The sequence below is a fragment of the Klebsiella sp. 1SOBk10mer genome (genome assembly GCF_046602535.1).
GTDB classification, from domain to species: domain Bacteria; phylum Pseudomonadota; class Gammaproteobacteria; order Enterobacterales; family Enterobacteriaceae; genus Klebsiella; species Klebsiella quasipneumoniae.
Map to the genome: position 1 here is coordinate 77890 of NZ_JBKIUP010000006.1, position 25493 is coordinate 103382.

Genomic DNA, 25493 nt, shown 5'->3' on the forward strand with positions numbered 1-25493 from the left:
CATTGATCGCTAATCGCTCTTGTCAAAGGCTCGCGTTTTGCGTAATATTCGCGCCCTATTGTGAATATTTATAGCGCACTCTGAATCACACGAAGAGGTGCGCGGAAGCGGAGTTTTATATGTACGCGGTTTTCCAAAGTGGTGGTAAACAACACCGAGTAAGCGAAGGTCAGACCGTTCGCCTGGAAAAGCTGGACATCGCAACTGGCGAAGCTGTTGAGTTCGCTGAAGTGCTGATGATCGCAAACGGTGAAGAAATCAAGATCGGCGTTCCTTTCGTTGAGGGCGGCGTAATCAAAGCTGAAGTTGTTGCTCACGGTCGTGGCGAGAAAGTTAAAATCGTTAAGTTTCGTCGTCGTAAACACTATCGTAAGCAGCAGGGCCATCGTCAGTGGTTCACTGATGTGAAAATCACTGGCATCAGCGCCTAAGACCTGAGGAGTAGATTTAAATGGCACATAAAAAGGCTGGCGGCTCGACTCGTAACGGTCGCGATTCAGAAGCTAAACGTCTGGGCGTAAAACGTTTCGGCGGTGAAGCAGTTCTGGCAGGTAGCATCATCGTTCGTCAACGTGGTACCAAATTCCACGCTGGCACCAACGTTGGTTGCGGCCGTGACCACACTCTGTTCGCTTTGACTGACGGTAAAGTCAAGTTCGAAGTTAAAGGCCCGAAAAACCGTAAATTCATCAGCATCGTTGCTGAATAAGTTTTTCGCGTCCCGGTAACGGATGAAAGCCCCGCAACACGTTGCGGGGCTTTTTACATTCGTCTACCGGAAAATTTTTGCAGGGAAACAGGCATGAAGCAGCAGGCTGGGATTGGCATTATTCTGGCGCTTACCACCGCGATGTGTTGGGGAGCGTTGCCGATTGCAATGAAGCAGGTTCTTGAGGTGATGGCGCCGCCAACGGTGGTGTTTTATCGCTTCCTGATGGCCAGTATTGGCCTTGGCGCGATCCTCGCGATCAAAGGCAAACTGCCGCCGCTGCGGATTTTTCGCAAGCCGCGCTGGCTGGTCTTATTAGCGATTGCCACCGGCGGTCTGTTCGGTAACTTCATTCTGTTCAGTTCTTCCCTGCAGTATCTCAGCCCCACGGCTTCTCAGGTCATCGGCCAGCTATCGCCGGTGGGCATGATGGTGGCTAGCGTCGTGATTCTGAAAGAGCGCATGCGCGGCACCCAGGTGGTGGGCGCGTTGATGCTGCTCAGCGGGCTGGTGATGTTCTTCAACACCAGCCTGATTGAAATCTTTACCCGCCTGACGGACTACACGTGGGGGGTAATTTTCGGCGTTGCTGCCGCCACGGTGTGGGTAAGCTACGGCGTCGCGCAAAAGGTGTTATTGCGCCGTCTGGCATCGCAGCAGATACTATTTTTGCTGTACACTTTATGTACGATTGCATTACTGCCGCTCGCTGAGCCTGGGGTGATATCCCGGTTAAGCAGCTGGCAACTGGCATGCCTGATTTTTTGCGGGTTAAATACCCTGGTCGGCTACGGCGCGCTGGCGGAAGCCATGGCGCGCTGGCAGGCGGCGCAGGTCAGCGCGTTAATCACCTTGACGCCACTGTTTACGCTACTGTTTTCTGATTTATTATCAATGGCCTGGCCCGATGTTTTCGCCAGACCGATGTTAAACCTGATTGGTTATCTCGGTGCGTTTGTCGTGGTTGCGGGCGCGATGTATTCCGCCATCGGTCATCGTCTTTGGGGACGTTGGCGTAAGCGAGAGGCGGTAGTACCGCTGCCCCGCTCAGGCGAATGATTTACGGAGAGTAAAATGAAGTTTGTAGATGAAGCAACGATCCTGGTCGTAGCAGGTGACGGCGGCAATGGTTGCGTAAGCTTCCGCCGCGAGAAATATATTCCGAAAGGCGGCCCGGACGGCGGCGATGGCGGTGACGGCGGCGATGTCTGGCTGGAAGCGGACGAGAACCTGAATACCCTGATCGACTACCGTTTTGAAAAATCTTTCCGCGCCGAACGCGGGCAGAATGGCCAGAGCCGCGACTGTACCGGTAAGCGTGGTAAAGACGTGACGGTAAAAGTGCCGGTCGGGACCCGGGTTATCGACCAGGGCACCGGCGAGACCATGGGCGATATGACCAAACACGGTCAGCGTCTGATGGTGGCGAAGGGCGGCTGGCACGGTCTGGGCAACACCCGTTTTAAATCATCCGTTAACCGTACCCCGCGTCAGAAGACCATGGGTACGCCGGGTGATAAGCGCGACCTGCAGCTGGAGCTGATGCTGCTGGCGGACGTCGGAATGCTGGGGATGCCGAACGCCGGTAAATCCACCTTCATCCGTGCGGTCTCCGCCGCCAAGCCAAAAGTGGCTGACTATCCGTTTACCACCCTGGTACCAAGCCTGGGCGTGGTGCGTATGGACAACGAGAAGAGCTTTGTGGTCGCCGATATCCCGGGGCTGATTGAAGGCGCAGCGGAAGGCGCAGGCCTCGGTATCCGCTTCCTCAAGCACCTTGAGCGCTGCCGCGTATTGCTGCACTTGATCGACATCGAGCCTATCGACGGTTCCGATCCGGTTGAGAACGCGCGCATCATCATCGGCGAGCTGGAGAAATACAGCGAGAAGCTGGCCTCCAAACCGCGCTGGTTAGTCTTTAACAAGATTGACCTGATGGACAAAGCGGAAGCCGAAGCTAAAGCGAAGGCGATTGCTGAAGCGCTTGGTTGGGAAGAGAAATTCTACCTGATCTCCGCCGCCAGCCAGCAGGGCGTGAAAGATCTGTGCTGGGACGTGATGACCTTCATCATCGAAAACCCCATCGTGCAGGCGAAAGAAGAGCAGAAGCCGGAGAAAGTCGAGTTTATGTGGGACGACTATCACCGTCAGCAGCTTGAAGAGGCCGAAGCCGAAGTGGAAGATGACGAAGACTGGGATGACGACTGGGACGAAGACGACGAAGAGGGCGTCGAATTCATCTACAAACGCTAATCCTGACTTCTCTGGATCAAAAAGGGCCGCATCTGATGCGGCCCTTTTGTTTTTAGTTGTTCTGGTACAGATCCTTATAAAGCCGGCTTTCAAAGCGCACCAACGGTATGCGGCGATTACGCTGATCGGCTGGCTCCACGGCGTAGCCGGAGAGGTATTGCACGAAGGCCACCTTTTGCCCGCTGGCGGTAGTGATGAAGCCCGCAAGGTTATAAACCCCCTGCAGTGACCCAGTTTTCGCCGAGACTTTGCCATCGACGCCCGCCTGATGGAGGCCGGCGCGATACTGCAGCGAGCCGTCATGGCCCGCCAGCGGCAGCATAGAGATGAAGTTGAGCTCGGTGTCGTGCTGGGCGATATACTGCAACACCTGCATCATGGTCGCCGGGGCAATCAGGTTGTGGCGCGACAGGCCAGAGCCGTCGGCGATGATGGTGTTGCCAAGATCAACACCAGCCTGTTGACGCAGGATCTGACGTACGGCATCGGATCCTGCCCGCCAGGTCCCTGGTACGCCGAACCGGGCATGACCGATGGTACGAAAAACGGTATCCGCAATCATGTTGTCGGATTTCTTCAGCATGATCCGCAGCAGATCGTGCAGCGGCGCCGACTGGGTGGTGGCTAATACCGTACCGGGCTCATTGGCCAGCGTCTGACGCAGCAGCGTGCCGCTATAGGCGATCCCCGCCTGCTTCAGCTCCGCTTTAAGGATCGCCCCGGCATAGCTGGCGCCATCCTGTATCGCAAAGGCCAGCGGCAGCGGTTCGCTACGCTGCGGCAGGCAGCCGGTGAGGGTATAGCGGTTGAGGTCGCCCGGCACCACGTCCAGTTCGCAATACTGGGCTTCCGATGAGCCGCGCGCCAGGGTGCGAACCTGACTGAACATGGTGACCGGATAATAGGAGGCGACGCGAATGAAGGCGAGATCGCCCGGCTTCTGCGCGCTATACAGCGAGACCGAGAAGCAGTTGCGGTCGACAATCGCCGCCGCAGGCGGAGCGCTGAAGCATTGCGTCATGTCGTTCCACGGCCACCCCGGCGCTTTATCATGGCTGGCGAAGACCGAGGTATCGATAAGCACATTGCCGTCGATACGCTGCACGCCAGCTTTTTTTAGCGTCGCCACCATGTTGCGAATATCCTGCCGCTTCAGCGTTGGGTCGCCGCCGAAGCGGGCGATCAGATCGCCTTTCAGCACGCCGCCGTCCAGTGAGCCTTTGGTTTCCAGCGTGGTGGTGAAGCGAAAATCGGGCCCCAGTTGCAGCAGCGCCGCCAGCGCGGTGATGACCTTTTGCGTACTGGCTGGAAGCGCCATTTGCTGGCTGTGATAGTCGATTTCCGGCGTCGACGCGCCGACCTTTTGCGCCATAAAGGCAAGGTTCGCACCGGCGGGAAGCTGGGTGATGTACTCGTCAATATTCGCCGCCTGAGCGCTAAGCGCTATACCGGCAGTCAATCCGATGATAAATCTGGGAAATCGCATAATCTCGCGCTAACAACCTGAAGCCAGGCCGTCATACTACGGTGCAACGCCCAGTAAAGTAAACGATGACCCATAATGAACTTCGGGGTAAAATACCTATCAAATGAAAAATTGCTGCTGACCTGGGGAGTGTTTCCCGGGTCGGTTTCTTTTTGCTCGTGTCCTGCCCGTGTACAGGACAGGTGGCGGAGCGGGGCTATCCGTTCCCTGAAGGAATGATAAAGAGGTATAACTAATGCAAGCGATTCCGATGACCTTACGTGGCGCTGAAAAACTGCGCGAAGAACTGGATTATCTGAAGTCTGTGCGTCGTCCTGAAATCATTGCCGCTATTGCTGAGGCCCGTGAACACGGCGATCTGAAAGAGAATGCCGAGTATCACGCTGCGCGTGAACAGCAGGGCTTCTGCGAAGGGCGTATCAAGGACATCGAAGCGAAGCTGTCCAACGCGCAGGTTATCGATATCACCAAAATGCCGAACAATGGCCGGGTGATTTTTGGTTCAACCGTCAGTGTGCTGAACCTCGATACTGACGAGGAGCAGACCTACCGTATCGTGGGCGATGACGAAGCTGATTTTAAGCAGAATCTGATCTCCGTGAACTCGCCGATTGCCCGTGGTCTGATCGGTAAAGAGCAGGATGACGTCGTGACTATCCGCACACCGGGTGGGGAAGTGGAATACGAAATTACCAAGGTTGAATACCTGTAAGGCGTATTTCCCGCTACGATGTTTATAGATTGTAAAGAAAGGAAAAAGGCCGCATAGCGGCCTTTTATCAACGTCACGAGCATGGCATTTTGCTCGCCTGGCCACAGAAATCCCTCGTTTTACACAAAGTTGTGTCGGGATTGAGGATATTCTTAGCGTGGCAGCGAGATTTTACGCTCTGGCGTTGGGCGGTACAGAACCAGCGTTTTACCGATGACCTGTACGTTACAGGCGCCGGTTTCGCGCACGATGGCTTCCACGATCAAGGCTTTAGTTTCGCGATCTTCTGAGGCGATCTTCACCTTGATGAGTTCATGGTGCCCTAACGCTTGTTCGATCTCGGCCAGTACCCCTTCGGTCAAACCATTGTTGCCAAGCATAACTACCGGCTTGAGCGGATGTGCCAGACCTTTCAGGTGCTGTTTTTGTTTAGTACTCAGATTCATCGTATTTTTTTGCTTACGTTGGGATTGAAAACGGGTCATTCTACCGCCATCTCCCATATATCGCCAAACTACCGCGTCGATTTTTACGCAGTAAAGTACGATGAACCCGAACGGGAATGTTAAATGACAGGTAAAAAGCGTTCTGCCAGCTCAAGCCGCTGGCTTCAGGAACACTTTAGCGATAAATATGTTCAACAGGCACAGAAAAAGGGGTTACGTTCCCGTGCCTGGTTTAAACTTGATGAAATACAGCAAAGTGACAAAATTTTTAAGCCGGGGATGACGGTAGTCGACCTCGGTGCTGCTCCCGGTGGCTGGTCGCAGTATGCGGTCACGCAGATCGGCAACAGCGGCCGCATCATCGCTTGCGATCTTTTACCAATGGATCCAATTGTTGGTGTGGACTTCCTTCAGGGCGATTTTCGTGATGAATTAGTCCTGAAAGCGTTACTTGAGCGAGTGGGCGACAGTAAAGTACAAGTGGTCATGTCCGATATGGCGCCGAATATGTGCGGAACACCGGCGGTGGATATTCCCCGGGCTATGTATCTGGTAGAACTGGCGCTTGAAATGTCTCGTGATGTATTAGCGCCAGGTGGTAGTTTTGTAGTGAAGGTGTTCCAGGGCGAAGGCTTCGATGAGTATCTTCGAGAAATTCGCTCCCTGTTTACGAAGGTCAAAGTTCGTAAGCCGGACTCTTCCCGCGCTCGTTCGCGTGAAGTGTATATTGTAGCGACCGGGCGTAAACCATAACCGGCAGATTTCAAACGAAAGTTTGAAAGAAACTGGATATAGAGTATCCTGACGCTGTTTTTAACACAGTTGTAATAAGAGGTTAATCCCTTGAGTGACATGGCGAAAAACCTAATACTCTGGCTGGTCATTGCCGTTGTGCTGATGTCAGTATTCCAGAGCTTTGGGCCCAGCGAGTCGAATGGCCGCAAGGTGGATTATTCTACCTTCCTGCAAGAGGTCAATCAGGACCAGGTTCGCGAAGCGCGTATCAACGGACGTGAGATCAACGTTACCAAGAAAGATAGTAACCGTTACACGACTTACATTCCGGTTAACGATCCGAAGCTGCTCGATAACCTGTTGACTAAAAACGTCAAAGTGGTTGGTGAACCACCAGAAGAGCCAAGCCTGCTGGCTTCCATCTTCATCTCCTGGTTCCCTATGCTGCTGTTGATCGGCGTCTGGATCTTTTTTATGCGGCAAATGCAGGGCGGCGGCGGGAAGGGCGCGATGTCCTTCGGCAAAAGCAAAGCCCGTATGCTGACAGAAGATCAGATCAAAACCACTTTTGCTGACGTTGCCGGGTGTGACGAAGCGAAAGAGGAAGTCGGCGAACTGGTGGAATACCTGCGTGAGCCGAGCCGCTTCCAGAAACTGGGCGGTAAGATCCCGAAAGGCGTCCTGATGGTCGGTCCTCCGGGTACCGGTAAAACGTTGCTGGCGAAAGCGATCGCTGGCGAAGCAAAAGTGCCGTTCTTTACTATTTCCGGTTCTGACTTCGTAGAAATGTTCGTCGGTGTTGGTGCATCTCGTGTGCGTGACATGTTCGAACAGGCTAAGAAAGCAGCGCCTTGCATCATCTTCATCGATGAAATCGACGCCGTCGGCCGCCAGCGTGGCGCCGGTCTTGGCGGTGGCCACGATGAACGTGAGCAGACCCTGAACCAGATGCTGGTTGAGATGGACGGCTTTGAAGGTAACGAAGGCATTATCGTTATCGCGGCGACTAACCGTCCGGACGTTCTTGACCCCGCGCTGTTGCGTCCGGGCCGTTTTGACCGCCAGGTGGTGGTTGGCCTGCCGGATGTTCGCGGTCGTGAGCAGATCCTGAAAGTGCATATGCGTCGCGTTCCGCTGGCGCCGGATATCGATGCGGCAATCATTGCTCGCGGTACCCCTGGCTTCTCCGGTGCCGACCTGGCCAACCTGGTCAACGAAGCGGCCCTGTTTGCTGCCCGCGGCAACAAACGCGTCGTCTCGATGGTTGAGTTCGAAAAAGCGAAAGACAAAATCATGATGGGTGCGGAACGCCGCTCCATGGTGATGACGGAAGCGCAGAAAGAGTCTACCGCTTACCACGAAGCGGGCCACGCGATTATCGGTCGCCTGGTGCCGGAGCACGATCCGGTACACAAAGTGACGATTATCCCGCGCGGTCGTGCGCTGGGTGTGACCTTCTTCCTGCCGGAAGGCGATGCGATCAGCGCCAGCCGTCAGAAACTGGAAAGTCAGATCTCCACCTTGTACGGCGGTCGTCTGGCGGAAGAGATTATCTACGGTCCGGAACATGTTTCTACCGGCGCGTCCAACGACATTAAAGTGGCGACGAACCTGGCGCGTAACATGGTGACCCAGTGGGGCTTCTCCGACAAACTCGGTCCGCTGCTGTATGCGGAAGAAGAGGGTGAAGTGTTCCTCGGCCGCAGCGTCGCGAAAGCGAAGCATATGTCCGATGAAACCGCGCGTATCATCGACCAGGAAGTGAAATCGCTGATTGAGCGTAACTATGGTCGTGCTCGCCAGTTGCTGAACGACAACATGGATATTCTGCACGCGATGAAAGATGCGCTCATGAAGTATGAGACCATCGATGCGCCGCAGATTGACGACCTGATGGCTCGTCGCGATGTTCGTCCGCCAGCGGGTTGGGAAGAACCAGGTTCTTCTAACAACTCTGACAACAATGGCACGCCTCGTGCGCCGCGTCCGGTTGATGAACCGCGTACGCCGAACCCGGGCAATACCATGTCAGAGCAGCTGGGCGACAAATAAGCTGCCGCTGTTGATGTCTTGTTTTAACCTTAAAACCCCGGGGCGCCCGCTCCGGGGTTTTTCTTTTTTAACCTCTTCTGTCTCAGGGATTTTGTGATGAAACTTGTAGCCCAGGGCTCAACCCTCGATCTCTCTCACCCCCACGTGATGGGTATTCTTAATGTGACGCCTGACTCCTTCTCTGATGGCGGCGCCCATAATTCGCTGATTGAGGCGGTGAAGCATGCCAATCTGATGATCAACGCCGGGGCGACCATCATTGATATCGGCGGTGAATCGACGCGGCCAGGGGCGGCTGAGGTTAGCGTGGAAGAGGAGCTTGCGCGGGTGATCCCGGTGGTGGAGGCTATCGCCCAGCGCTTTGAGGTGTGGATCTCAGTGGACACCTCCAAAGCGGAGGTTATCCGCGAATCGGCCCGAGCGGGGGCGCATATCATTAACGATATTCGTTCGCTGACCGAACCCGGCGCGCTGCAGGCTGCGGCGGAAACCGGGTTGCCGGTGTGTCTGATGCATATGCAGGGACAGCCGAAAACCATGCAGGAGGCGCCGAAGTATGAGGATGTCTTCGCCGATGTAGAGCGCTTTTTTAATGAACACATCGTGCGCTGCGAACAGGCGGGGATCGCAAAAGAAAAATTGCTGCTCGACCCGGGATTCGGTTTCGGTAAAAATCTCACCCACAATTATCAGTTGCTGGCCAGGCTGGGAGAGTTTCATCACTTTGGTCTGCCGCTGCTGGTCGGTATGTCGCGTAAGTCGATGGTAGGTCAGTTGCTGAACGTTGGGCCGTCGGAACGGCTGAACGGCAGCCTGGCGTGTGCCGTCATAGCAGCAATGCAGGGCGCGCAGATTATCCGCGTCCATGATGTCAAAGAAACGGTAGAAGCGCTGCGCGTGGTGGAAGCCACCCTCGCCGCTAAGGGAAAAAAACGTTATGAGTAACCGCAAGTATTTTGGCACCGATGGTATTCGTGGCCGCGTCGGCGATGCGCCGATCACTCCGGAATTTGTGCTTAAGCTCGGCTGGGCGGCGGGTAAAGTGTTAGCGCGCCACGGCTCGCGTAAAATTATCATCGGCAAGGATACCCGTATTTCGGGCTATATGCTGGAATCGGCGCTGGAAGCCGGGCTGGCGGCAGCGGGACTCTCTGCATCGTTCACCGGGCCAATGCCGACGCCGGCGATTGCCTACCTGACGCGCGCCTTTCGCGCCGAGGCGGGGATCGTCATCTCCGCTTCACATAACCCTTTCTACGACAACGGCATCAAGTTCTTCTCCATTGAGGGCACCAAGCTGCCTGATGATGTGGAAGAGGCGATTGAAGCCGAAATGGAGAAAGAACTCACCTGTGTGGATTCGGCTGAGCTGGGTAAAGCCAGCCGTATCGTCGATGCCGCGGGGCGCTACATTGAGTTTTGTAAAGGCACCTTTCCCAATGAACTGAGCCTCTCCACGCTGAAAGTGGTGGTGGACTGTGCGCATGGCGCAACCTACCACATCGCTCCTAATGTATTCCGCGAGCTGGGCGCCCAGGTTATCGCGATGGGCTGTGAGCCTGACGGCCTCAACATCAACGAAGAGGTCGGGGCTACCGACGTGCGGGCGCTGCAGGCGCGCGTGCTGGCGGAAAAAGCCGATCTGGGCATTGCCTACGACGGCGATGGCGATCGGGTGATCATGGTTGACCATGAAGGCAATAAAGTCGATGGTGACCAAATCCTCTACATCATCGCCCGGGAAGGGCTGCGTCAGGGACAGCTGCGCGGCGGCGCCGTCGGTACGCTGATGAGCAATATGGGCCTGGAGCTGGCGCTCAAGCAGCTAGGCATCCCGTTTGCCCGTGCGAAGGTGGGCGACCGCTATGTGCTGGAGATGCTTCAGGAAAAAGGCTGGCGCATCGGTGCGGAAAACTCCGGCCATGTGATCCTGCTGGATAAAACCACCACCGGCGATGGCATCGTCGCCAGTCTGCAGGTGGTCGCGGCGATGGTACGCAACCACATGAGCCTGCATGACCTGTGCAGCGGCATGAAGATGTTCCCTCAGCTGCTGGTGAATGTGCGCTTTACCGAGGGCAGCGGCAACCCTCTGGAGAATGAGCATGTCAAAGCGGTGACCGCAGAAGTGGAAGCGGCATTAGGTAAGCGTGGCCGCGTCCTGCTGCGTAAATCGGGTACGGAGCCGCTGATCCGCGTCATGGTGGAAGGCGAGCATGAAGATCAGGTGCACGAGTTTGCGCATCGCATCGCCGAAGCGGTAAAAAGCGTCTAAGCTTGCCGGCTAAGTGGTTAAAAAGGCGGCGCTTGCCGCCTTTTTTATGATCGAATACCGGCTTTTTGCTGTTTTTTTCTGCAGTTGATACAATGTGTCGAAATTGCCCTTGCGAAGGTCATTCGCTTTGGTTAGTATTCACACCCGCTTCAGTGGGAAACGTTAAAACGTCCCGCTTTATTGGTCGAAGCACTTGGTATGCGGCGAATCCGCAAGGAACAGGTTGATTATGTACGAAGCTCTTTTGGTTGTTTTCCTTATTGTAGCGATTGGCCTCGTAGGTCTGGTTATGCTGCAGCAAGGTAAAGGCGCTGATATGGGAGCCTCCTTCGGTGCAGGCGCTTCCGGCACACTGTTTGGGTCCAGCGGTTCTGGTAACTTCATGACCCGTATGACCGGCATCCTGGCTGCGCTGTTCTTCATCATCAGTCTGGCGCTGGGTAATATCAACAGCAACAAGACCAGTAAAGGAAGTGAGTGGGATAACCTGAGCGCGCCGAAAACAGAGCAAACTCAGCCAACTGCGCCGGCTCAGCCGACCAGCGATATCCCGCACTAAGTATTCTGTACCGAGGTGGTGGAATTGGTAGACACGCTACCTTGAGGTGGTAGTGCCCTAACGGGCTTGTGGGTTCGAGTCCCATCCTCGGTACCAATATTCCAGAAGAAAGACGCTGAAAAGCGTCTTTTTTTGTTTTTGTCCCCACCGACCATTTATTATTAAACATCTCTTCGCTGGTCCCCTCCTTTTGCTGTCGTTAAAGTCGCCTCGTCAAATTAACAGAGGTGAAGTGACACAATGAACAAGATCGGGGTGCTTATCGTCGCCGGCGTGCTCGGTTTAGCGGGATGCAGTTCAACATCCCCATCCAAAACGGTGGAGACGATTAATACGCTAACCGTACCGGTATCGCACAGTGAGCCGGGGACTGCGGCGAACAATGCCCAGGCTGTGACGCGCTATTTCCAGGACAATACGGCACTGATTGGTCGCCTTAATCATTCGTTGAAAAGCCATTATTTGCAGGATGTGGAGCGCCGCGATGTGTTCGACAGACACAGCGAGGCATATCAGGTGTATGGCGCGTTGACCCGCCTGGAGCAGATGGCATCCATGAATGACGTTTACCGTAAAGAGAATAATGTTGCTGGTCTGCAGGAGATCAACCGTGTACTGAAAAGCGTGCCACTGACCAGCTGAGATGAGACAGGGACTGCCGGAAGGCAATCCCTGTGCATGGATTAAAAGCGGAAGTTAACCCCGGCATAGGCCCCGTCGGCGAGGGTGTTGTCGCGGTTGCCATCTTTCCCCGCCATATCGATATAACGATAGCCAGCTTCGATATTTAGCGACGGGAGCACGTTAAGGCGTAGCCCGGCATTAGCCTCTACATAATCATCGACGCCGCTGGACATCGAGTCCGGCGAGTAATAACCCTCACCGAAGAGCGTGAAGTACTGGCCGAGTGGGAGTTCTGCTCCGCCACCTGCGGCGATAGCGTAACCTTCATCACCGTCTTTAGGGTTCAAATAGACCCCTTTACCGCCCAGCGTCATCAGAAAGGGCCCGAGGTTAAAGTTGTAACCCATTCCCAGTCCTACGCTGTCCCCGTCATTGTCGCTGTGGGCCCACTGGGTGTTGAACGTCATGCCAGGTTCCCCGGCACCAAAGCTGGCGGACAGATTGGTAAACTCGGCGCCGGCTTCACCATGCAGGTTAACGGATGCGCAGGCAGCGCTGCTGGCCCCTAAAGCGATCATCACGGCAACCATTTTTGGAGCAATAGACTTCATTGTTGAATTCCTTCAGATAAAAAAAAGCCCGATACGGGCGTTCGGGCAAAATTAACGGGTTCTTGGATCTCATCGTTATGGTCGCTGCAGACGGCAAACAAGAGGGGTCAACTCCCGCTGCCGCTGCTCACGCCTGGCCGATTTCCGGTGGCATATCCTGAGCTGATGCAGGCCCGGCGGTTAACGCCGTGAGTGGCAGTCTGCTGGTTGATCTCAGGGACATGTTGTCCACCGGTAAATTCAGGAACTCAGCATAAAATTTTTCTTTTTTTACCGTTAGCGTTTATTGATTTAAATTTAAACATTTTCAACAGTAAGGTGAATAACGACAAAAAGATGGTGACGGGCGCGGGTTAGAATTTTTCCGGAAGCGAGGCGATACTTTGCAAATAACCGCCGCGGGCAAAGGCAATATAACCGCCTTTCTTTAAGGCTGACAAGACATTGAGAATACTGCTGCGCGACAGATGGGTCCGGTCCTGAATATATTCCAGAATAGACACGCGCTGCCGAGTCTCTTCGGTTAAGAGCATCATTTCCAGCAGATGGTTACGGATCACCGAATAGGTTCGCTGCTGCAGGACCAGATCGTCACGATATACCATATACGAGGTATGATAAGCCAGCAGGCTGGTAACTTCTTCCCACAGGTTGTGCTGACGGAATAGCGCCGACGCCAGGTCATAATCGATACGCAGCAGTTCGGAAGAGACCTCCGCCCGCAGACTATGGCTGCGGCTGGGCTGCAGCATTTCCGCCACGCCGAACAGATGCGGCTCATAGACGGTCACCATCAATAGCTTGTCGGAATTACGAATAATCGACAGCTCGCCTTTTTTAAAAATAAAGAGTTGGGTCTTACCTTTATATTCCCACGTTAGTCTTTTTCTGGCGATCGCGTTAACGGGCGTCGCGTGTGGCTCAAGCACATCGATCAGTCGGTCAATGGCCTTTTGCGGCCTGATCGGCGGTTTAATATTCATGATGTTTATCACCAGATATGAATTAATCAATTGAGGCTATTATAGTCAACAATTTTGCCGGCCGGGTGATAAGGAAAAAATGCCTCTTTTCGATTTTTCTGCTGCTGACTGGTAACAAAAAATAAAAAGCCGGCGGAGAGCCGCCGGCAGAGAGAGTAAACATCGTCAGGCGATTATTTGCCTTTGTTTTCCAGATTTTCAACCTGCGGTAAACCCGTCGCTGAGGAGGCGCTCAGCAGTCCAGACTGCGCGTAGCCGAACAGCTTCTCGCGAGTATCGGTGATATCCAGATTACGCATGGTCAACTGGCCGATACGGTCTTCAGCGGTAAACATGGAATCGCCTTTTTCCATGGTCAGGCGCTCTGCTTTATAGGTCAGGTTGTCTGATACCGTATTGAGGATCGAGTAGTCATTGCCGCGACGCAGCTCAAGGGTGACTTCGCCGGTGATCTGGCTGGCGACCCAGCGCTGCAGCGAATCACGCAGCATCAGCGCCTGGGAATCGAACCAGCGGCCCTGATACAGCAGACGGCCCAGCTGGCGACCGTGAGCGTGATACTGCTCGATAGTATCTTCGTTATGAATACCGGTCAGCAGACGCTCGTAGGCGATATGCAGCAGCGCCATCCCCGGGGCTTCATAAATGCCGCGGCTTTTCGCTTCGATAATGCGGTTTTCGATCTGGTCGCTCATGCCCAGGCCGTGACGACCGCCGATGCGGTTGGCTTCCAGCATCATTTCAACGTCATCGGCGAAGGTTTTGCCATTCAGCGCCACCGGGTGGCCTTGCTCAAAGCGTACGGTGACTTCTTCCGCAGGGATCTTCACGTTTTCGTCCCAAAACTTCACGCCCATAATCGGGTTGACGATCTTGACGCTGGAATTCAGAAACTCCAGATCTTTCGCTTCGTGGGTAGCGCCGAGCATGTTGGAGTCGGTGGAATAGGCTTTCTCGACCGACATCTTGTAGTCAAAGCCGCAGGCGATCATAAATTCGGACATTTCGTGACGGCCGCCGAGTTCATTGATGAAATCGCTGTCCAGCCACGGTTTGTAGATCTGCAGTTCAGCGTTGGTCAGCAGGCCGTAGCGATAGAAACGTTCGATATCGTTGCCTTTATAGGTGCTGCCATCGCCCCAGATGTTAACGCCGTCTTCTTTCATTGCCGCTACCAGCATGGTGCCGGTGACCGCGCGGCCCAGCGGCGTGGTGTTGAAATAGGTCAACCCGCCAGTGGTGTTATGGAAAGCGCCACACTGAATCGCGGCGATCCCTTCTGCGACCAGCTGTTTGCGGCAGTCGATCAGACGGGCACCTTCGGCGCCGTACTCTTTCGCGCGGCGCGGAATAGCATCGTAGTCGTCTTCGTCCGGTTGACCCAGGTTAGCGGTATATGCATAAGGCACGGCGCCTTTTTTGCGCATCCATAACAGCGCGGCGCTGGTATCCAGTCCACCAGAGAAAGCGATACCAATACGTTGACCAACCGGGAGATGCTTGAGAATCGTCGTCATAAAATAAAACCCTGCTCGATAGACTGTGGTGAGTTCGACCCAACAACCTTAACTGCATTTTTATGCATTAATTGTGAGTATTGATTTAACCATCTTTTACTGGCGACAGGAAGGGCTTCATCATCTTTTTGCTAAAAAAGCCTGAAATACCAGCACAAACGGCAATCGGGGGCGCTAAAATGCATGTTGACAAAATATACTAGTTGCCGTTACAATTCATCCCGATTTTATGTCCCGTCTTCGGTACCAAATCCCAGCAGTATTTGCGTCTTTTGCTCAAAAAGAGTAAAATATGCCACGTTTCAGGCGCGGGGTGGAGCAGCCTGGTAGCTCGTCGGGCTCATAACCCGAAGGTCGTCGGTTCAAATCCGGCCCCCGCAACCACTTTCCCATTAAGTACTTTTTCAAATATACTGTGAGGACTAGGTGTCCTTCGTAGCCGAATTTGAAAGAATTCTTGCGGAAGGTGTTCCAGATCGCCATGGCGATCTCAGGGTTCAGTTATCTAAAGCCCCGATTTATCGGGGTTTTTTGTTATCTGACTTCAGAATAACTGGGCTATACGCCCTTTTTTTATGTCTTGGGGGTGGGTTTGTCCACATTAGAGCAAAAATTGACAGAGATGCTCACTGCGCCGGTTGAAGCGCTTGGCTTTGAGCTGGTCGGCATCGAATTTATTCGCGGTCGCACATCCACACTGCGCATCTATATTGATAGTGAAGATGGCATCAACGTTGATGATTGTGCTGATGTGAGCCACCAGGTAAGCGCCGTCATGGATGTCGAAGACCCGATCACTGTCGCTTACAACCTGGAAGTCTCTTCGCCTGGTCTCGACCGTCCGATGTTCACCGCCGAACACTATCAACGTTTCACTGGCGAAGAAGTTGCGCTGGTGCTGCGCATGGCGGTTCAGAACCGTCGCAAATGGCAGGGCATTATCAAAGCGGTAGACGGTGAAATGATCACGGTAACCGTCGAAGGCAAAGATGAAGTGTTCGCGCTGAGTAACATCCAGAAGGCGAACCTGGTTCCCCACTTTTAACAGTCTGGATTGAGGTGAAAGGCCCCGATGAACAAAGAAATTTTGGCTGTTGTTGAAGCCGTTTCCAACGAAAAAGCGCTGCCGCGTGAGAAAATTTTCGAAGCGCTGGAAAGCGCGCTGGCAACGGCCACCAAGAAAAAATACGAACAAGAGATCGACGTTCGCGTTGAAATCGACCGTAAGAGCGGCGATTTCGACACTTTCCGTCGCTGGCTGGTTGTAGAAGAAGTGACCCAGCCGACGCGCGAGATCACGCTGGAAGCCGCGCGTTTCGAAGATGAAAGCATGAACGTCGGTGACTACGTCGAAGATCAGATTGAGTCTGTCACTTTCGACCGCATCACCACCCAGACCGCTAAACAGGTTATCGTGCAGAAAGTTCGCGAAGCCGAGCGCGCAATGGTGGTCGATCAGTTCCGCGAGCACGAAGGTGAGATCATCACCGGCGTGGTGAAAAAAGTGAACCGCGACAACATCACTCTGGATCTGGGCAACAACGCTGAAGCCGTGATCCTGCGTGAAGATATGCTGCCGCGTGAGAACTTCCGCCCGGGCGACCGCATTCGCGGCGTACTGTACGCAGTCCGTCCGGAAGCGCGTGGCGCCCAGCTGTTCGTGACCCGTTCCAAACCTGAGATGCTGATCGAACTGTTCCGCATCGAAGTGCCGGAAATCGGTGAAGAAGTGCTGGAAATCAAAGCGGCGGCTCGCGATCCGGGATCTCGTGCCAAAATCGCGGTGAAAACCAACGACAAGCGTATCGACCCGGTTGGCGCTTGCGTCGGTATGCGCGGCGCGCGCGTGCAGGCGGTTTCCACTGAGCTGGGCGGCGAGCGTATCGATATCGTCCTCTGGGATGATAACCCGGCGCAGTTCGTGATTAACGCTATGGCGCCGGCAGACGTCGCGTCCATCGTGGTGGATGAAGATAAACACACCATGGATATCGCGGTAGAAGCGGGCAACCTGGCGCAGGCGATTGGCCGTAACGGTCAGAACGTTCGTCTGGCCTCGCAGCTCAGCGGCTGGGAACTCAACGTGATGACCGTTGACGATCTGCAGGCTAAGCACCAGGCGGAAGCGCATGCCGCTATCGATACCTTCACCAAATATCTCGATATTGATGAAGATTTCGCGACAGTGCTGGTTGAAGAAGGCTTCTCCTCGCTGGAAGAGCTGGCCTATGTGCCGATGAAAGAACTGCTGGAAATCGACGGTCTGGATGAAGCCACCGTTGAAGCACTTCGTGAGCGTGCGAAAAACGCACTGACTACGCTGGCGCTGGCTCAGGAAGAAAGCCTGGGAGATAACAAACCTGCCGATGATCTGTTGAATCTCGAAGGTCTGGATCGTGCCCTGGCATTCAAACTGGCTGCCCGTGGTGTTTGTACGCTGGAAGATCTCGCCGAGCAGGGCGTTGATGACCTGGCTGATATCGAAGGGATGACCGACGAGAAAGCTGGCGAGCTCATCATGGCCGCTCGCAACATTTGTTGGTTCGGCGACGAAGCGTAATAAACTGTAGCAGGAAGGAACAGCATGACAGATGTGACTATTAAAGCGCTGGCCTCAGAGATTCAGACCTCTGTGGATCGCCTGATACAGCAATTTGCTGACGCAGGCATCCGCAAAACGGCTGATGATTCTGTGACCTCGCAAGAGAAACAAACTTTGTTGACGCACCTGAACCGTGAGCATGGTTCGGCGCCAGACAAGCTGACGTTACAGCGTAAGACGCGCAGTACGTTGAATATTCCAGGTACCGGTGGAAAGAGTAAATCGGTACAAATCGAAGTCCGCAAGAAACGCACCTTTGTGAAACGCGATCCGCAAGAGGCTGAACGCCTGGCCGCGGAAGAGCAGGCGCAGCGTGAAGCGGAAGAGCAGGCCCGTCGTGAAGCTGAAGAAGCAGCGAAACGCGAGGCGCAATTAAAAGCTGAACGTGAGGCCGCAGAACAAGCTAAACGTGAAGTCGCTGATAAAGCGAAACGTGAAGCTGCGGAAAAAGACAAAGTGAGCAATCAACATACCGACGAAATGACCAAAACCGCCCAGGCTGAAAAGATCCGTCGCGAGAACGAAGCCGCGGAACTGAAGCGCAAATCGGAAGAAGAAGCACGCCGCAAACTTGAAGAAGAAGCGCGCCGTGTAGCGGAAGAAGCACGCCGTATGGCAGAAGAAAACGAAAAAAATTGGTCTGAAACTTCAGACAGCCCGGAAGACACCAGCGACTATCACGTCACCACGTCACAGCATGCTCGTCAGGCTGAAGATGATAACGATCGTGAAGTCGAAGGCGGTCGCGGCCGCAGCCGCAGCAGCAAAGCGGCGCGTCCGGCGAAGAAAGGCAACAAACACGCTGAATCGAAAGCCGATCGTGAAGAAGCCCGTGCGGCCGTTCGCGGCGGTAAAGGCGGTAAGCACCGTAAGGGTTCTGCTCTGCAGCAGGGCTTCCAGAAGCCGGCGCAGGCCGTTAACCGTGACGTGGTGATCGGCGAAACCATCACCGTTGGCGAACTGGCTAACAAGATGGCGGTGAAAGGTTCTCAGGTCATCAAAGCGATGATGAAGCTGGGCGCCATGGCGACCATCAACCAGGTCATCGACCAGGAAACCGCACAGCTGGTTGCCGAAGAGATGGGCCACAAAGTTATCCTGCGTCGTGAAAACGAGCTGGAAGAAGCGGTAATGAGCGACCGTGACACCGGCGCGGCGGCTGAACCGCGCGCACCGGTTGTGACCATCATGGGTCACGTTGACCACGGTAAAACCTCGCTGCTGGACTATATTCGTTCTACTAAGGTTGCCTCCGGCGAAGCGGGTGGTATTACCCAGCACATCGGTGCTTACCATGTAGAAACCGACAACGGCATGATCACCTTCCTGGATACCCCGGGCCACGCCGCGTTTACCTCCATGCGTGCTCGTGGTGCGCAGGCGACGGATATCGTGGTTCTGGTGGTGGCGGCAGACGACGGCGTGATGCCGCAGACTATCGAAGCTATCCAGCACGCCAAAGCGGCGCAGGTGCCGGTGGTAGTTGCGGTGAACAAGATCGATAAGCCTGAAGCCGATCCGGACCGCGTGAAGAATGAACTGTCCCAGTACGGCATCCTGCCGGAAGAGTGGGGCGGCGAGAGCCAGTTCGTCCACGTCTCCGCGAAAGCCGGTACCGGTATCGACGACCTGCTGGACGCGATCCTGCTGCAGGCTGAAGTCCTCGAGCTGAAAGCGGTCCGTAACGGGATGGCGAGCGGCGCAGTGATCGAATCCTTCCTTGATAAAGGTCGTGGTCCGGTTGCTACCGTTCTGGTTCGCGAAGGTACTCTGCACAAGGGTGATATCGTTCTGTGCGGCTTCGAATACGGCCGTGTGCGTGCGATGCGTGACGAACTGGGTCGCGAAGTGCTGGAAGCGGGTCCGTCCATTCCGGTGGAAATCCTCGGCCTGTCCGGTGTGCCGGCTGCCGGTGACGAAGTGACCGTGGTTCGTGACGAGAAAAAAGCGCGTGAAGTGGCGCTGTATCGTCAGGGCAAATTCCGTGAAGTTAAGCTGGCGCGTCAGCAGAAATCTAAACTGGAAAACATGTTCGCTAACATGACCGAAGGCGAAGTTCACGAAGTGAACATCGTGCTGAAAGCGGATGTACAGGGTTCTGTCGAAGCGATTTCCGATTCCTTACTGAAACTGTCTACCGACGAAGTGAAAGTGAAGATCATCGGTTCCGGCGTAGGTGGTATCACCGAAACCGACGCCACCCTGGCTGCAGCATCCAACGCGATTCTGGTTGGCTTCAACGTTCGTGCCGATGCCTCTGCGCGTAAAGTTATCGAAGCGGAAAGCCTGGATCTGCGCTACTACTCCGTCATCTATAACCTGATCGACGAAGTGAAAGCGGCGATGAGCGGTATGCTGTCTCCGGAACTGAAACAGCAGATCATCGGTCTGGCTGAAGTGCGCGATGTCTTTAAATCGCCGAAATTCGGCGCCATCGCGGGCTGTATGGTTACCGAAGGGACCATCAAACGTCACAACCCAATCCGCGTGCTGCGTGACAACGTGGTTATCTATGAAGGCGAGCTGGAATCCCTGCGCCGCTTCAAAGATGACGTTAACGAAGTCCGTAACGGCATGGAATGTGGTATCGGTGTGAAGAACTACAACGACGTTCGCGTTGGCGATATGATCGAAGTGTTCGAAATCATCGAAATCCAGCGTAGCATCGATTAATCATCGGATGGCTAATCCGCCGGGGAAGCGAAGCGCCACCCGGCAATCATTTTAAAAAGGGGCTTTAGGCCCCTTTTTTGTCTTTATTCTGGAGAATTTATTATGGCGAAAGAATTTGGTCGCCCGCAGCGCGTGGCCCAGGAGATGCAAAAAGAGATTGCGATTATCCTGCAGCGTGAAATCAAAGACCCGCGTCTGGGCATGATGACCACCGTTTCCGGTGTGGAAATGTCCCGTGACCTGGCCTATGCCAAGGTGTATGTCACCTTCCTCAACGACAAAGATGAAGCCGCGGTAAAAGCGGGCATCAAAGCGCTGCAGGAAGCCTCTGGCTTTATCCGCTCTCTGTTGGGGAAAGCGATGCGCCTGCGCATCGTGCCGGAGCTGACCTTCTTCTACGACAACTCACTGGTGGAAGGGATGCGCATGTCCAACCTGGTCACCAGCGTGGTGAAACACGACGATGAGCGTCGTGTGAACCCGGACGACAGCAAGGAGGACTGATGAGTCGTCCTCGTCGTCGCGGCCGCGACGTGCACGGCGTATTGCTGCTGGATAAGCCTCAGGGCGCCTCCAGCAACGATGTGCTGCAGAAAGTAAAGCGTATATATAACGCCAACCGCGCCGGACACACCGGCGCGCTGGATCCGCTGGCGACCGGCATGCTGCCGATCTGCCTTGGCGAAGCGACCAAGTTTTCCCAATACCTGCTGGATTCCGATAAGCGCTACCGCGTGATCGCCAAACTTGGCCAGCGCACCGATACCTCCGATGCCGACGGCCAGGTGGTGGAAGAGCGCCCGCTGACCTTTAGCGACGAACAGCTGGCGGCGGCGCTGGACAGCTTCCGCGGCGAGACGCAGCAGGTGCCGTCGATGTACTCGGCGCTGAAATATCAGGGCAAGAAGCTATACGAATATGCCCGTCAGGGGATTGACGTCCCGCGGGAATCCCGGCCGATTACCGTCTATGAGCTGCTGTTTATCCGCCACGAAGGCGATGAGCTGGAGCTGGAGATCCACTGCTCGAAAGGCACCTACATCCGGACGATTATCGATGATTTAGGTGAGAAGCTCGGCTGCGGAGCGCACGTGATTTTCCTGCGTCGCCTGGCGGTGAGCAAATACCCGGTTGAACGGATGGTAACCCTCGAGCAGTTGCAGGCGCTGGTCGATCAGGCGGCGGCGCAGGATATTCCTGCCGCGCAGCTGCTCGATCCGCTACTGATGCCCATGGACAGCCCGGCCTCGGACTATCCGCTGGTGACCATCCCGGAGACCTCCGCGGTCTATTTTAAAAACGGCAACCCGGTACGTCAGTCAGGCGCGCCGCTTAACGGGCTGGTGCGGGTGATGGAAAGCGAATCCGGCAAGTTTCTCGGCATGGGCGAAATTGACGATGAAGGCCGCGTGGCGCCGCGTCGTCTGGTGGTGGAATACCCGGCGTAAGCGCTTTTCTTGCGATAAAAGCCTGCTACGAGTAGAATATCGCCGCTTAACGTCCGCTAAAGTGTTTTAACATTTTCGGGCGTTGCATCAGGGGTCGCTGAATTAGAGATCGGCACCCTTTCTTTCTTTTAATTTCTGGAGTTCTAAAATGTCTCTAAGCGTTGAAGCTAAAGCAAAAATCGTTTCTGAGTTTGGTCGTGGCGAAAACGACAGCGGTTCTACCGAAGTTCAGGTTGCACTGCTGACTGCACAGATCAACCACCTGCAGGGCCACTTTGCAGAGCACAAAAAAGATCACCACAGCCGTCGTGGTCTGCTGCGCATGGTTTCTCAGCGTCGTAAACTGCTCGACTACCTGAAACGTAAAGATGTTGCACGTTACTCCGCGCTGATCGAGCGTCTGGGTCTGCGTCGCTAATTCTGCGAGTTTCAGAAAAAGGGGCCTGACGGCCCCTTTTTTCGACCGGGCGGCAGCAATTCATTCAAAACTCATGTATTGTTGCTAGTAATGATCTTCATGCAGAGGTTCGCGCGGCTAATGAGAGGCTTCATCCGCAGGGGCGGGTAAAGGTTGTCATTAGTCGCGAGGATGCAGAGGATCGGGTCAATAGACGCTATGTCGTAGATATGGCGTGATTTATAGATAAAAAGGATAGAATTTTGCTTAATCCGATCGTTCGTAAATTCCAGTACGGCCAGCATACCGTGACCCTGGAAACCGGCATGATGGCGCGCCAGGCAACGGCCGCTGTGATGGTTAGCATGGATGACACTGCGGTATTCGTGACCGTTGTGGGCCAGAAAAAAGCGAAGCCAGGCCAGGACTTTTTCCCGCTGACGGTTAACTACCAGGAGCGCACCTACGCTGCCGGTAAAATCCCGGGTGGTTTCTTCCGTCGTGAAGGCCGCCCAAGCGAAGGCGAAACCCTGATCGCGCGTCTGATTGACCGCCCGGTTCGCCCGCTGTTCCCGGAAGGCTTCGTTAACGAAGTACAGGTTATCGCCACCGTTGTTTCCGTTAACCCGCAGGTTAACCCGGATATCGTCGCGATGATCGGCGCTTCTGCAGCGCTGTCCCTGTCTGGTATTCCGTTCAATGGCCCAATCGGCGCCGCGCGCGTGGGTTACATCAACGACCAGTACGTACTGAACCCGACCCAGGAAGAGCTGAAGTCCAGCAAACTGGATCTGGTGGTTGCCGGTACCGAAGCGGCCGTACTGATGGTGGAATCCGAAGCGGAACTGCTGAGCGAAGACCAGATGCTGGGCGCGGTGGTCTTTGGCCACGAGCAGCAGCAGATTGTTATCCAGAACATCAACGACCTGGTGAAAGAAGCCGGTAAACCACGTTGGGACTGGCAGCCGGAAGCTGTCAACGAAGCGCTGAACGCGCGCGTTGCTGCGCTGGCTGAATCCCGCCTGAGCGATGCTTACCGTATCACCGACAAACAAGAGCGTTACGCTCAGGTTGATGTGATCAAATCTGAAACCATCGCTACGCTGGTTGCAGAAGATGAAACCCTGGACGCTAACGAACTGGGTGAAATCCTGCACGCTATCGAGAAAAACGTGGTTCGTAGCCGCGTGCTGGCCGGTGAGCCGCGTATCGATGGTCGCGAAAAAGATATGATCCGTGGTCTGGACGTTCGTACCGGCGTTCTGCCGCGTACTCACGGTTCCGCACTGTTCACCCGTGGCGAAACGCAGGCGCTGGTTACCGCGACGCTGGGTACCGCACGCGATGCGCAGAACATCGATGAACTGATGGGCGAGCGTACCGACTCCTTCCTGTTCCACTACAACTTCCCTCCGTACTCCGTAGGTGAAACTGGCATGGTGGGGTCTCCGAAGCGTCGTGAAATCGGTCACGGTCGTCTGGCTAAGCGCGGCGTTCTGGCCGTGATGCCGACTATCGAAGAATTCCCGTACACCGTACGCGTGGTGTCTGAAATCACCGAATCCAACGGCTCTTCTTCCATGGCTTCCGTCTGCGGTGCCTCTCTGGCGCTGATGGACGCTGGTGTGCCGGTGAAAGCCGCCGTGGCGGGTATCGCCATGGGTCTGGTGAAAGAAGGCGACAACTTCGTCGTGCTGTCTGACATCCTCGGTGACGAAGACCACCTTGGCGATATGGACTTCAAAGTAGCGGGTTCCCGCGACGGTATCTCTGCGCTGCAGATGGATATCAAAATTGAAGGTATCACCAAAGAAATCATGCAGGTTGCATTGAACCAGGCTAAAGGTGCGCGTCTGCACATCCTGGGCGTGATGGAGCAGGCGATTAACGCGCCGCGCGGCGATATCTCTGAATTCGCACCGCGTATCCATACCATCAAGATCAACCCGGACAAGATCAAAGACGTTATCGGTAAAGGCGGTTCTGTTATCCGTGCCCTGACCGAAGAGACCGGTACCACCATCGAAATCGAAGATGACGGTACCGTGAAGATCGCAGCGACTGACGGCGACAAAGCACAGCATGCTATCCGTCGTATCGAAGAGATCACCGCTGAGATCGAAGTTGGCCGTATCTACAATGGTAAAGTGACCCGTATCGTTGACTTTGGCGCGTTCGTTGCCATCGGCGGTGGTAAAGAAGGTCTGGTTCACATCTCGCAGATCGCTGACAAGCGCGTTGAGAAAGTGACTGACTACCTGCAGATGGGTCAGGAAGTGCCGGTTAAGGTTCTGGAAGTTGACCGCCAGGGCCGTGTCCGTCTGAGCATCAAAGAAGCAACTGAACAGACTCCGTCTGCCGCAGCGCCGGAAGTTCCGGCTGCCGAGCAGGGCGAGTAAGGTTGCCGTTAGCCCTCCGCTTTTGCGGAGGGCGTTTTACGGGCAGGACGCCTCGTTTGCAGCCGGGGAACAGGACGTTCATCCAATCGTTGTCTTCGGGAGTGGGAAATGAAGCCTTTTTTGCGCTGGTGTTTCGTGGCGACAGCTCTCACGCTGGCAGGATGCAGTAGCACCGCCTGGCGTAAGGACGCCGTCCTCGCAGTACCATTGCAACCGACTTTACAGCAAGAAGTGATTCTGGCACGTATGGAACAAATTCTTGCCAGTCGGGCTTTATCCGATGACGAACGCGCACAGCTTTTATATGAGCGCGGAGTGTTGTATGATAGTCTCGGTATGAGGGCATTAGCGCGAAATGATTTTTCACAAGCGCTGGCAATCCGACCCGATATGCCTGAAGTATTCAATTACTTAGGTATTTACTTAACGCAGGCAGGCAATTTTGATGCTGCCTATGAAGCGTTTGATTCTGTACTTGAGCTTGATCCAACTTACAACTACGCGCACTTGAACCGCGGTATCGCCCTGTATTACGGCGGCCGGGCTAAGTTAGCGCAAGATGATCTGCTGGCGTTTTATCAAGACGATCCCAATGATCCTTTCCGTAGCCTGTGGCTTTATATCGCCGAGCGTAAACTCGACGAGAAGCGGGCGCTTGAAGCACTCAGAGAGCGCTTAGACAAGTCGGACAAAGAGCAATGGGGATGGAACATTGTCGAGTTCTACCTTGGCGACATTAGCGAAAAAGAGCTGATGACTCGTCTGAAGGCAGACGCAACGGATAACACCTCGCTCGCTGAGCATCTCAGTGAAACCAACTTCTATTTAGGTAAGTACTACCTAAGTCTGGGGGACAAGGACAGCGCTACGGCACTGTTCAAACTGGCGGTCGCCAACAACGTACATAACTACGTTGAGCACCGATACGCATTGTTGGAATTATCGCTCTTGGGCCAGGAGCAAGATGACCTGGCAGAATCGGACCAGCAATAGCTGACGAACACATCAGCCC

24 protein-coding genes and 2 tRNA genes are annotated in these 25493 nt (G+C 54.7%); 21 read left to right on the forward strand and 5 right to left on the reverse strand.

Translation table 11 applies throughout. The features are described from left to right. The first annotated feature begins 119 nt into the window (after positions 1 to 119). From rplU to cgtA, 4 genes are all read left to right on the forward strand, one after another. Positions 120 to 431 (forward strand): 50S ribosomal protein L21, encoded by a 312-nt coding sequence (rplU, locus tag ACLH1I_RS16615; protein WP_002918379.1) that lies wholly within the window; start codon positions 120 to 122, stop codon positions 429 to 431. A gap of 20 nt (positions 432 to 451) precedes the next feature. After that, a complete protein-coding gene (rpmA, locus tag ACLH1I_RS16620; protein ID WP_002434222.1) occupies positions 452 to 709 on the forward strand; it encodes a 50S ribosomal protein L27 in 258 nt (85 codons plus the stop codon). Between the two features lie 93 nt (positions 710 to 802). Next, positions 803 to 1768 (forward strand): DMT family transporter, encoded by a 966-nt coding sequence (locus ACLH1I_RS16625; RefSeq protein WP_004206187.1) that lies wholly within the window; start codon positions 803 to 805, stop codon positions 1766 to 1768. A gap of 15 nt (positions 1769 to 1783) precedes the next feature. Further along, positions 1784 to 2962: an Obg family GTPase CgtA gene (cgtA, locus tag ACLH1I_RS16630; protein ID WP_151628896.1), complete on the forward strand. Its 1179-nt coding sequence runs from the start codon at positions 1784 to 1786 to the stop codon at positions 2960 to 2962. A 52-nt stretch (positions 2963 to 3014) separates the two neighbouring features. Here the strand turns inward: cgtA and dacB are convergent, their stop codons facing one another. Further along, positions 3015 to 4448: a serine-type D-Ala-D-Ala carboxypeptidase gene (gene dacB, locus ACLH1I_RS16635; RefSeq protein ID WP_004206185.1), complete on the reverse strand. Its 1434-nt coding sequence runs from the start codon at positions 4446 to 4448 to the stop codon at positions 3015 to 3017. A 235-nt stretch (positions 4449 to 4683) separates the two neighbouring features. Between dacB and greA the strand changes: the two genes are divergently transcribed. Further along, the gene (gene greA / locus ACLH1I_RS16640) at positions 4684 to 5160 is read left to right on the forward strand and encodes a transcription elongation factor GreA (RefSeq protein ID WP_002918375.1); all 477 of its coding nucleotides are present in this window, start codon (positions 4684 to 4686) and stop codon (positions 5158 to 5160) included. Positions 5161 to 5312: 152 nt separating this feature from the next. Here the strand turns inward: greA and yhbY are convergent, their stop codons facing one another. Beyond that, positions 5313 to 5606, reverse strand: a complete 294-nt coding sequence (gene yhbY / locus ACLH1I_RS16645; RefSeq protein WP_002918374.1) for a ribosome assembly RNA-binding protein YhbY — start codon at positions 5604 to 5606, stop codon at positions 5313 to 5315. Between the two features lie 123 nt (positions 5607 to 5729). Here yhbY and rlmE point away from each other — a divergent pair, with 123 nt between their 5' ends. The 7 genes from rlmE to ACLH1I_RS16680 all read left to right on the forward strand — a co-directional run bounded on the left by rlmE (position 5730) and on the right by ACLH1I_RS16680 (position 11869). After that, the gene (gene rlmE, locus ACLH1I_RS16650; RefSeq protein ID WP_002918373.1) at positions 5730 to 6359 is read left to right on the forward strand and encodes a 23S rRNA (uridine(2552)-2'-O)-methyltransferase RlmE; all 630 of its coding nucleotides are present in this window, start codon (positions 5730 to 5732) and stop codon (positions 6357 to 6359) included. Between the two features lie 99 nt (positions 6360 to 6458). Beyond that, complete coding sequence (gene ftsH / locus ACLH1I_RS16655; protein WP_004206183.1) at positions 6459 to 8393, forward strand: ATP-dependent zinc metalloprotease FtsH; 1935 nt, start codon at positions 6459 to 6461, stop codon at positions 8391 to 8393. 96 nt (positions 8394 to 8489) lie between these two features. Continuing rightward, entirely contained in the window at positions 8490 to 9338 is an 849-nt protein-coding gene (gene folP / locus ACLH1I_RS16660; RefSeq protein WP_004206182.1) for a dihydropteroate synthase, read from the forward strand. Beyond that, positions 9331 to 10668, forward strand: a complete 1338-nt coding sequence (gene glmM / locus ACLH1I_RS16665; RefSeq protein WP_004206179.1) for a phosphoglucosamine mutase — start codon at positions 9331 to 9333, stop codon at positions 10666 to 10668. The genes folP and glmM overlap by 8 nt, the downstream gene beginning before the upstream one ends. Positions 10669 to 10897: 229 nt before the next feature. After that, entirely contained in the window at positions 10898 to 11227 is a 330-nt protein-coding gene (gene secG / locus ACLH1I_RS16670; protein ID WP_002918369.1) for a preprotein translocase subunit SecG, read from the forward strand. Positions 11228 to 11236: 9 nt separating this feature from the next. Further along, positions 11237 to 11323: transfer RNA gene (locus ACLH1I_RS16675), tRNA-Leu, on the forward strand. A gap of 297 nt (positions 11324 to 11620) precedes the next feature. After that, complete coding sequence (locus ACLH1I_RS16680) at positions 11621 to 11869, forward strand: hypothetical protein (RefSeq protein ID WP_072206933.1); 249 nt, start codon at positions 11621 to 11623, stop codon at positions 11867 to 11869. A gap of 41 nt (positions 11870 to 11910) precedes the next feature. Here the strand turns inward: ACLH1I_RS16680 and ACLH1I_RS16685 are convergent, their stop codons facing one another. The 3 genes from ACLH1I_RS16685 to argG form a co-directional block, all read right to left on the reverse strand. Beyond that, positions 11911 to 12462: a YfaZ family outer membrane protein gene (locus ACLH1I_RS16685; RefSeq protein WP_032456656.1), complete on the reverse strand. Its 552-nt coding sequence runs from the start codon at positions 12460 to 12462 to the stop codon at positions 11911 to 11913. Between the two features lie 353 nt (positions 12463 to 12815). Then, positions 12816 to 13445 (reverse strand): winged helix-turn-helix transcriptional regulator, encoded by a 630-nt coding sequence (locus tag ACLH1I_RS16690; protein ID WP_004206175.1) that lies wholly within the window; start codon positions 13443 to 13445, stop codon positions 12816 to 12818. Positions 13446 to 13618: 173 nt separating this feature from the next. Beyond that, a complete protein-coding gene (gene argG, locus ACLH1I_RS16695) occupies positions 13619 to 14962 on the reverse strand; it encodes an argininosuccinate synthase (protein WP_004144895.1) in 1344 nt (447 codons plus the stop codon). Positions 14963 to 15269: 307 nt separating this feature from the next. Here argG and ACLH1I_RS16700 point away from each other — a divergent pair. From ACLH1I_RS16700 to nlpI, 9 genes are all read left to right on the forward strand, one after another. After that, a tRNA-Met gene (locus ACLH1I_RS16700) sits at positions 15270 to 15346 on the forward strand. 208 nt (positions 15347 to 15554) lie between these two features. Then, positions 15555 to 16007, forward strand: coding sequence for a ribosome maturation factor RimP (rimP, locus tag ACLH1I_RS16705; protein WP_002918364.1), 453 nt, complete (start codon positions 15555 to 15557; stop codon positions 16005 to 16007). Positions 16008 to 16034: 27 nt separating this feature from the next. Beyond that, on the forward strand, positions 16035 to 17522 hold the full coding sequence (gene nusA / locus ACLH1I_RS16710; RefSeq protein WP_002918252.1) for a transcription termination factor NusA: 1488 nt from the start codon (positions 16035 to 16037) through the stop codon (positions 17520 to 17522). A gap of 24 nt (positions 17523 to 17546) precedes the next feature. Beyond that, positions 17547 to 20237 (forward strand): translation initiation factor IF-2, encoded by a 2691-nt coding sequence (gene infB / locus ACLH1I_RS16715; RefSeq protein ID WP_004206173.1) that lies wholly within the window; start codon positions 17547 to 17549, stop codon positions 20235 to 20237. Positions 20238 to 20339: 102 nt separating this feature from the next. Next, on the forward strand, positions 20340 to 20741 hold the full coding sequence (rbfA, locus tag ACLH1I_RS16720) for a 30S ribosome-binding factor RbfA (RefSeq protein ID WP_002918248.1): 402 nt from the start codon (positions 20340 to 20342) through the stop codon (positions 20739 to 20741). Continuing rightward, positions 20741 to 21685, forward strand: a complete 945-nt coding sequence (gene truB, locus ACLH1I_RS16725; RefSeq protein WP_017899913.1) for a tRNA pseudouridine(55) synthase TruB — start codon at positions 20741 to 20743, stop codon at positions 21683 to 21685. The genes rbfA and truB overlap by 1 nt, the downstream gene beginning before the upstream one ends. 148 nt (positions 21686 to 21833) lie before the next feature. Continuing rightward, positions 21834 to 22103, forward strand: a complete 270-nt coding sequence (rpsO, locus tag ACLH1I_RS16730; protein WP_002918244.1) for a 30S ribosomal protein S15 — start codon at positions 21834 to 21836, stop codon at positions 22101 to 22103. A 242-nt stretch (positions 22104 to 22345) separates the two neighbouring features. Next, positions 22346 to 24481 (forward strand): polyribonucleotide nucleotidyltransferase, encoded by a 2136-nt coding sequence (pnp, locus tag ACLH1I_RS16735; protein WP_004206170.1) that lies wholly within the window; start codon positions 22346 to 22348, stop codon positions 24479 to 24481. A 108-nt stretch (positions 24482 to 24589) separates the two neighbouring features. Continuing rightward, positions 24590 to 25474, forward strand: coding sequence for a lipoprotein NlpI (gene nlpI, locus ACLH1I_RS16740; protein ID WP_151628898.1), 885 nt, complete (start codon positions 24590 to 24592; stop codon positions 25472 to 25474). The last annotated feature ends 19 nt before the right edge of the window (positions 25475 to 25493 follow it).

What these genes read in the sequence shown, in the direction of transcription:
- rplU (WP_002918379.1), top strand. Translation starts at nt 120, where the DNA reads ATGTACGCGGTTTTCCAAAGTGGTGGTAAACAACACCGAGTAAGCGAA.
- rpmA (WP_002434222.1), top strand. Translation starts at nt 452, where the DNA reads ATGGCACATAAAAAGGCTGGCGGCTCGACTCGTAACGGTCGCGATTCA.
- ACLH1I_RS16625 (WP_004206187.1), top strand. Translation starts at nt 803, where the DNA reads ATGAAGCAGCAGGCTGGGATTGGCATTATTCTGGCGCTTACCACCGCG.
- cgtA (WP_151628896.1), top strand. Translation starts at nt 1,784, where the DNA reads ATGAAGTTTGTAGATGAAGCAACGATCCTGGTCGTAGCAGGTGACGGC.
- dacB (WP_004206185.1), bottom strand. Translation starts at nt 4,448, where the DNA reads ATGCGATTTCCCAGATTTATCATCGGATTGACTGCCGGTATAGCGCTT.
- greA (WP_002918375.1), top strand. Translation starts at nt 4,684, where the DNA reads ATGCAAGCGATTCCGATGACCTTACGTGGCGCTGAAAAACTGCGCGAA.
- yhbY (WP_002918374.1), bottom strand. Translation starts at nt 5,606, where the DNA reads ATGAATCTGAGTACTAAACAAAAACAGCACCTGAAAGGTCTGGCACAT.
- rlmE (WP_002918373.1), top strand. Translation starts at nt 5,730, where the DNA reads ATGACAGGTAAAAAGCGTTCTGCCAGCTCAAGCCGCTGGCTTCAGGAA.
- ftsH (WP_004206183.1), top strand. Translation starts at nt 6,459, where the DNA reads ATGGCGAAAAACCTAATACTCTGGCTGGTCATTGCCGTTGTGCTGATG.
- folP (WP_004206182.1), top strand. Translation starts at nt 8,490, where the DNA reads ATGAAACTTGTAGCCCAGGGCTCAACCCTCGATCTCTCTCACCCCCAC.
- glmM (WP_004206179.1), top strand. Translation starts at nt 9,331, where the DNA reads ATGAGTAACCGCAAGTATTTTGGCACCGATGGTATTCGTGGCCGCGTC.
- secG (WP_002918369.1), top strand. Translation starts at nt 10,898, where the DNA reads ATGTACGAAGCTCTTTTGGTTGTTTTCCTTATTGTAGCGATTGGCCTC.
- ACLH1I_RS16685 (WP_032456656.1), bottom strand. Translation starts at nt 12,462, where the DNA reads ATGAAGTCTATTGCTCCAAAAATGGTTGCCGTGATGATCGCTTTAGGG.
- ACLH1I_RS16690 (WP_004206175.1), bottom strand. Translation starts at nt 13,445, where the DNA reads ATGAATATTAAACCGCCGATCAGGCCGCAAAAGGCCATTGACCGACTG.
- argG (WP_004144895.1), bottom strand. Translation starts at nt 14,962, where the DNA reads ATGACGACGATTCTCAAGCATCTCCCGGTTGGTCAACGTATTGGTATC.
- nusA (WP_002918252.1), top strand. Translation starts at nt 16,035, where the DNA reads ATGAACAAAGAAATTTTGGCTGTTGTTGAAGCCGTTTCCAACGAAAAA.
- infB (WP_004206173.1), top strand. Translation starts at nt 17,547, where the DNA reads ATGACAGATGTGACTATTAAAGCGCTGGCCTCAGAGATTCAGACCTCT.
- rbfA (WP_002918248.1), top strand. Translation starts at nt 20,340, where the DNA reads ATGGCGAAAGAATTTGGTCGCCCGCAGCGCGTGGCCCAGGAGATGCAA.
- truB (WP_017899913.1), top strand. Translation starts at nt 20,741, where the DNA reads ATGAGTCGTCCTCGTCGTCGCGGCCGCGACGTGCACGGCGTATTGCTG.
- rpsO (WP_002918244.1), top strand. Translation starts at nt 21,834, where the DNA reads ATGTCTCTAAGCGTTGAAGCTAAAGCAAAAATCGTTTCTGAGTTTGGT.
- nlpI (WP_151628898.1), top strand. Translation starts at nt 24,590, where the DNA reads ATGAAGCCTTTTTTGCGCTGGTGTTTCGTGGCGACAGCTCTCACGCTG.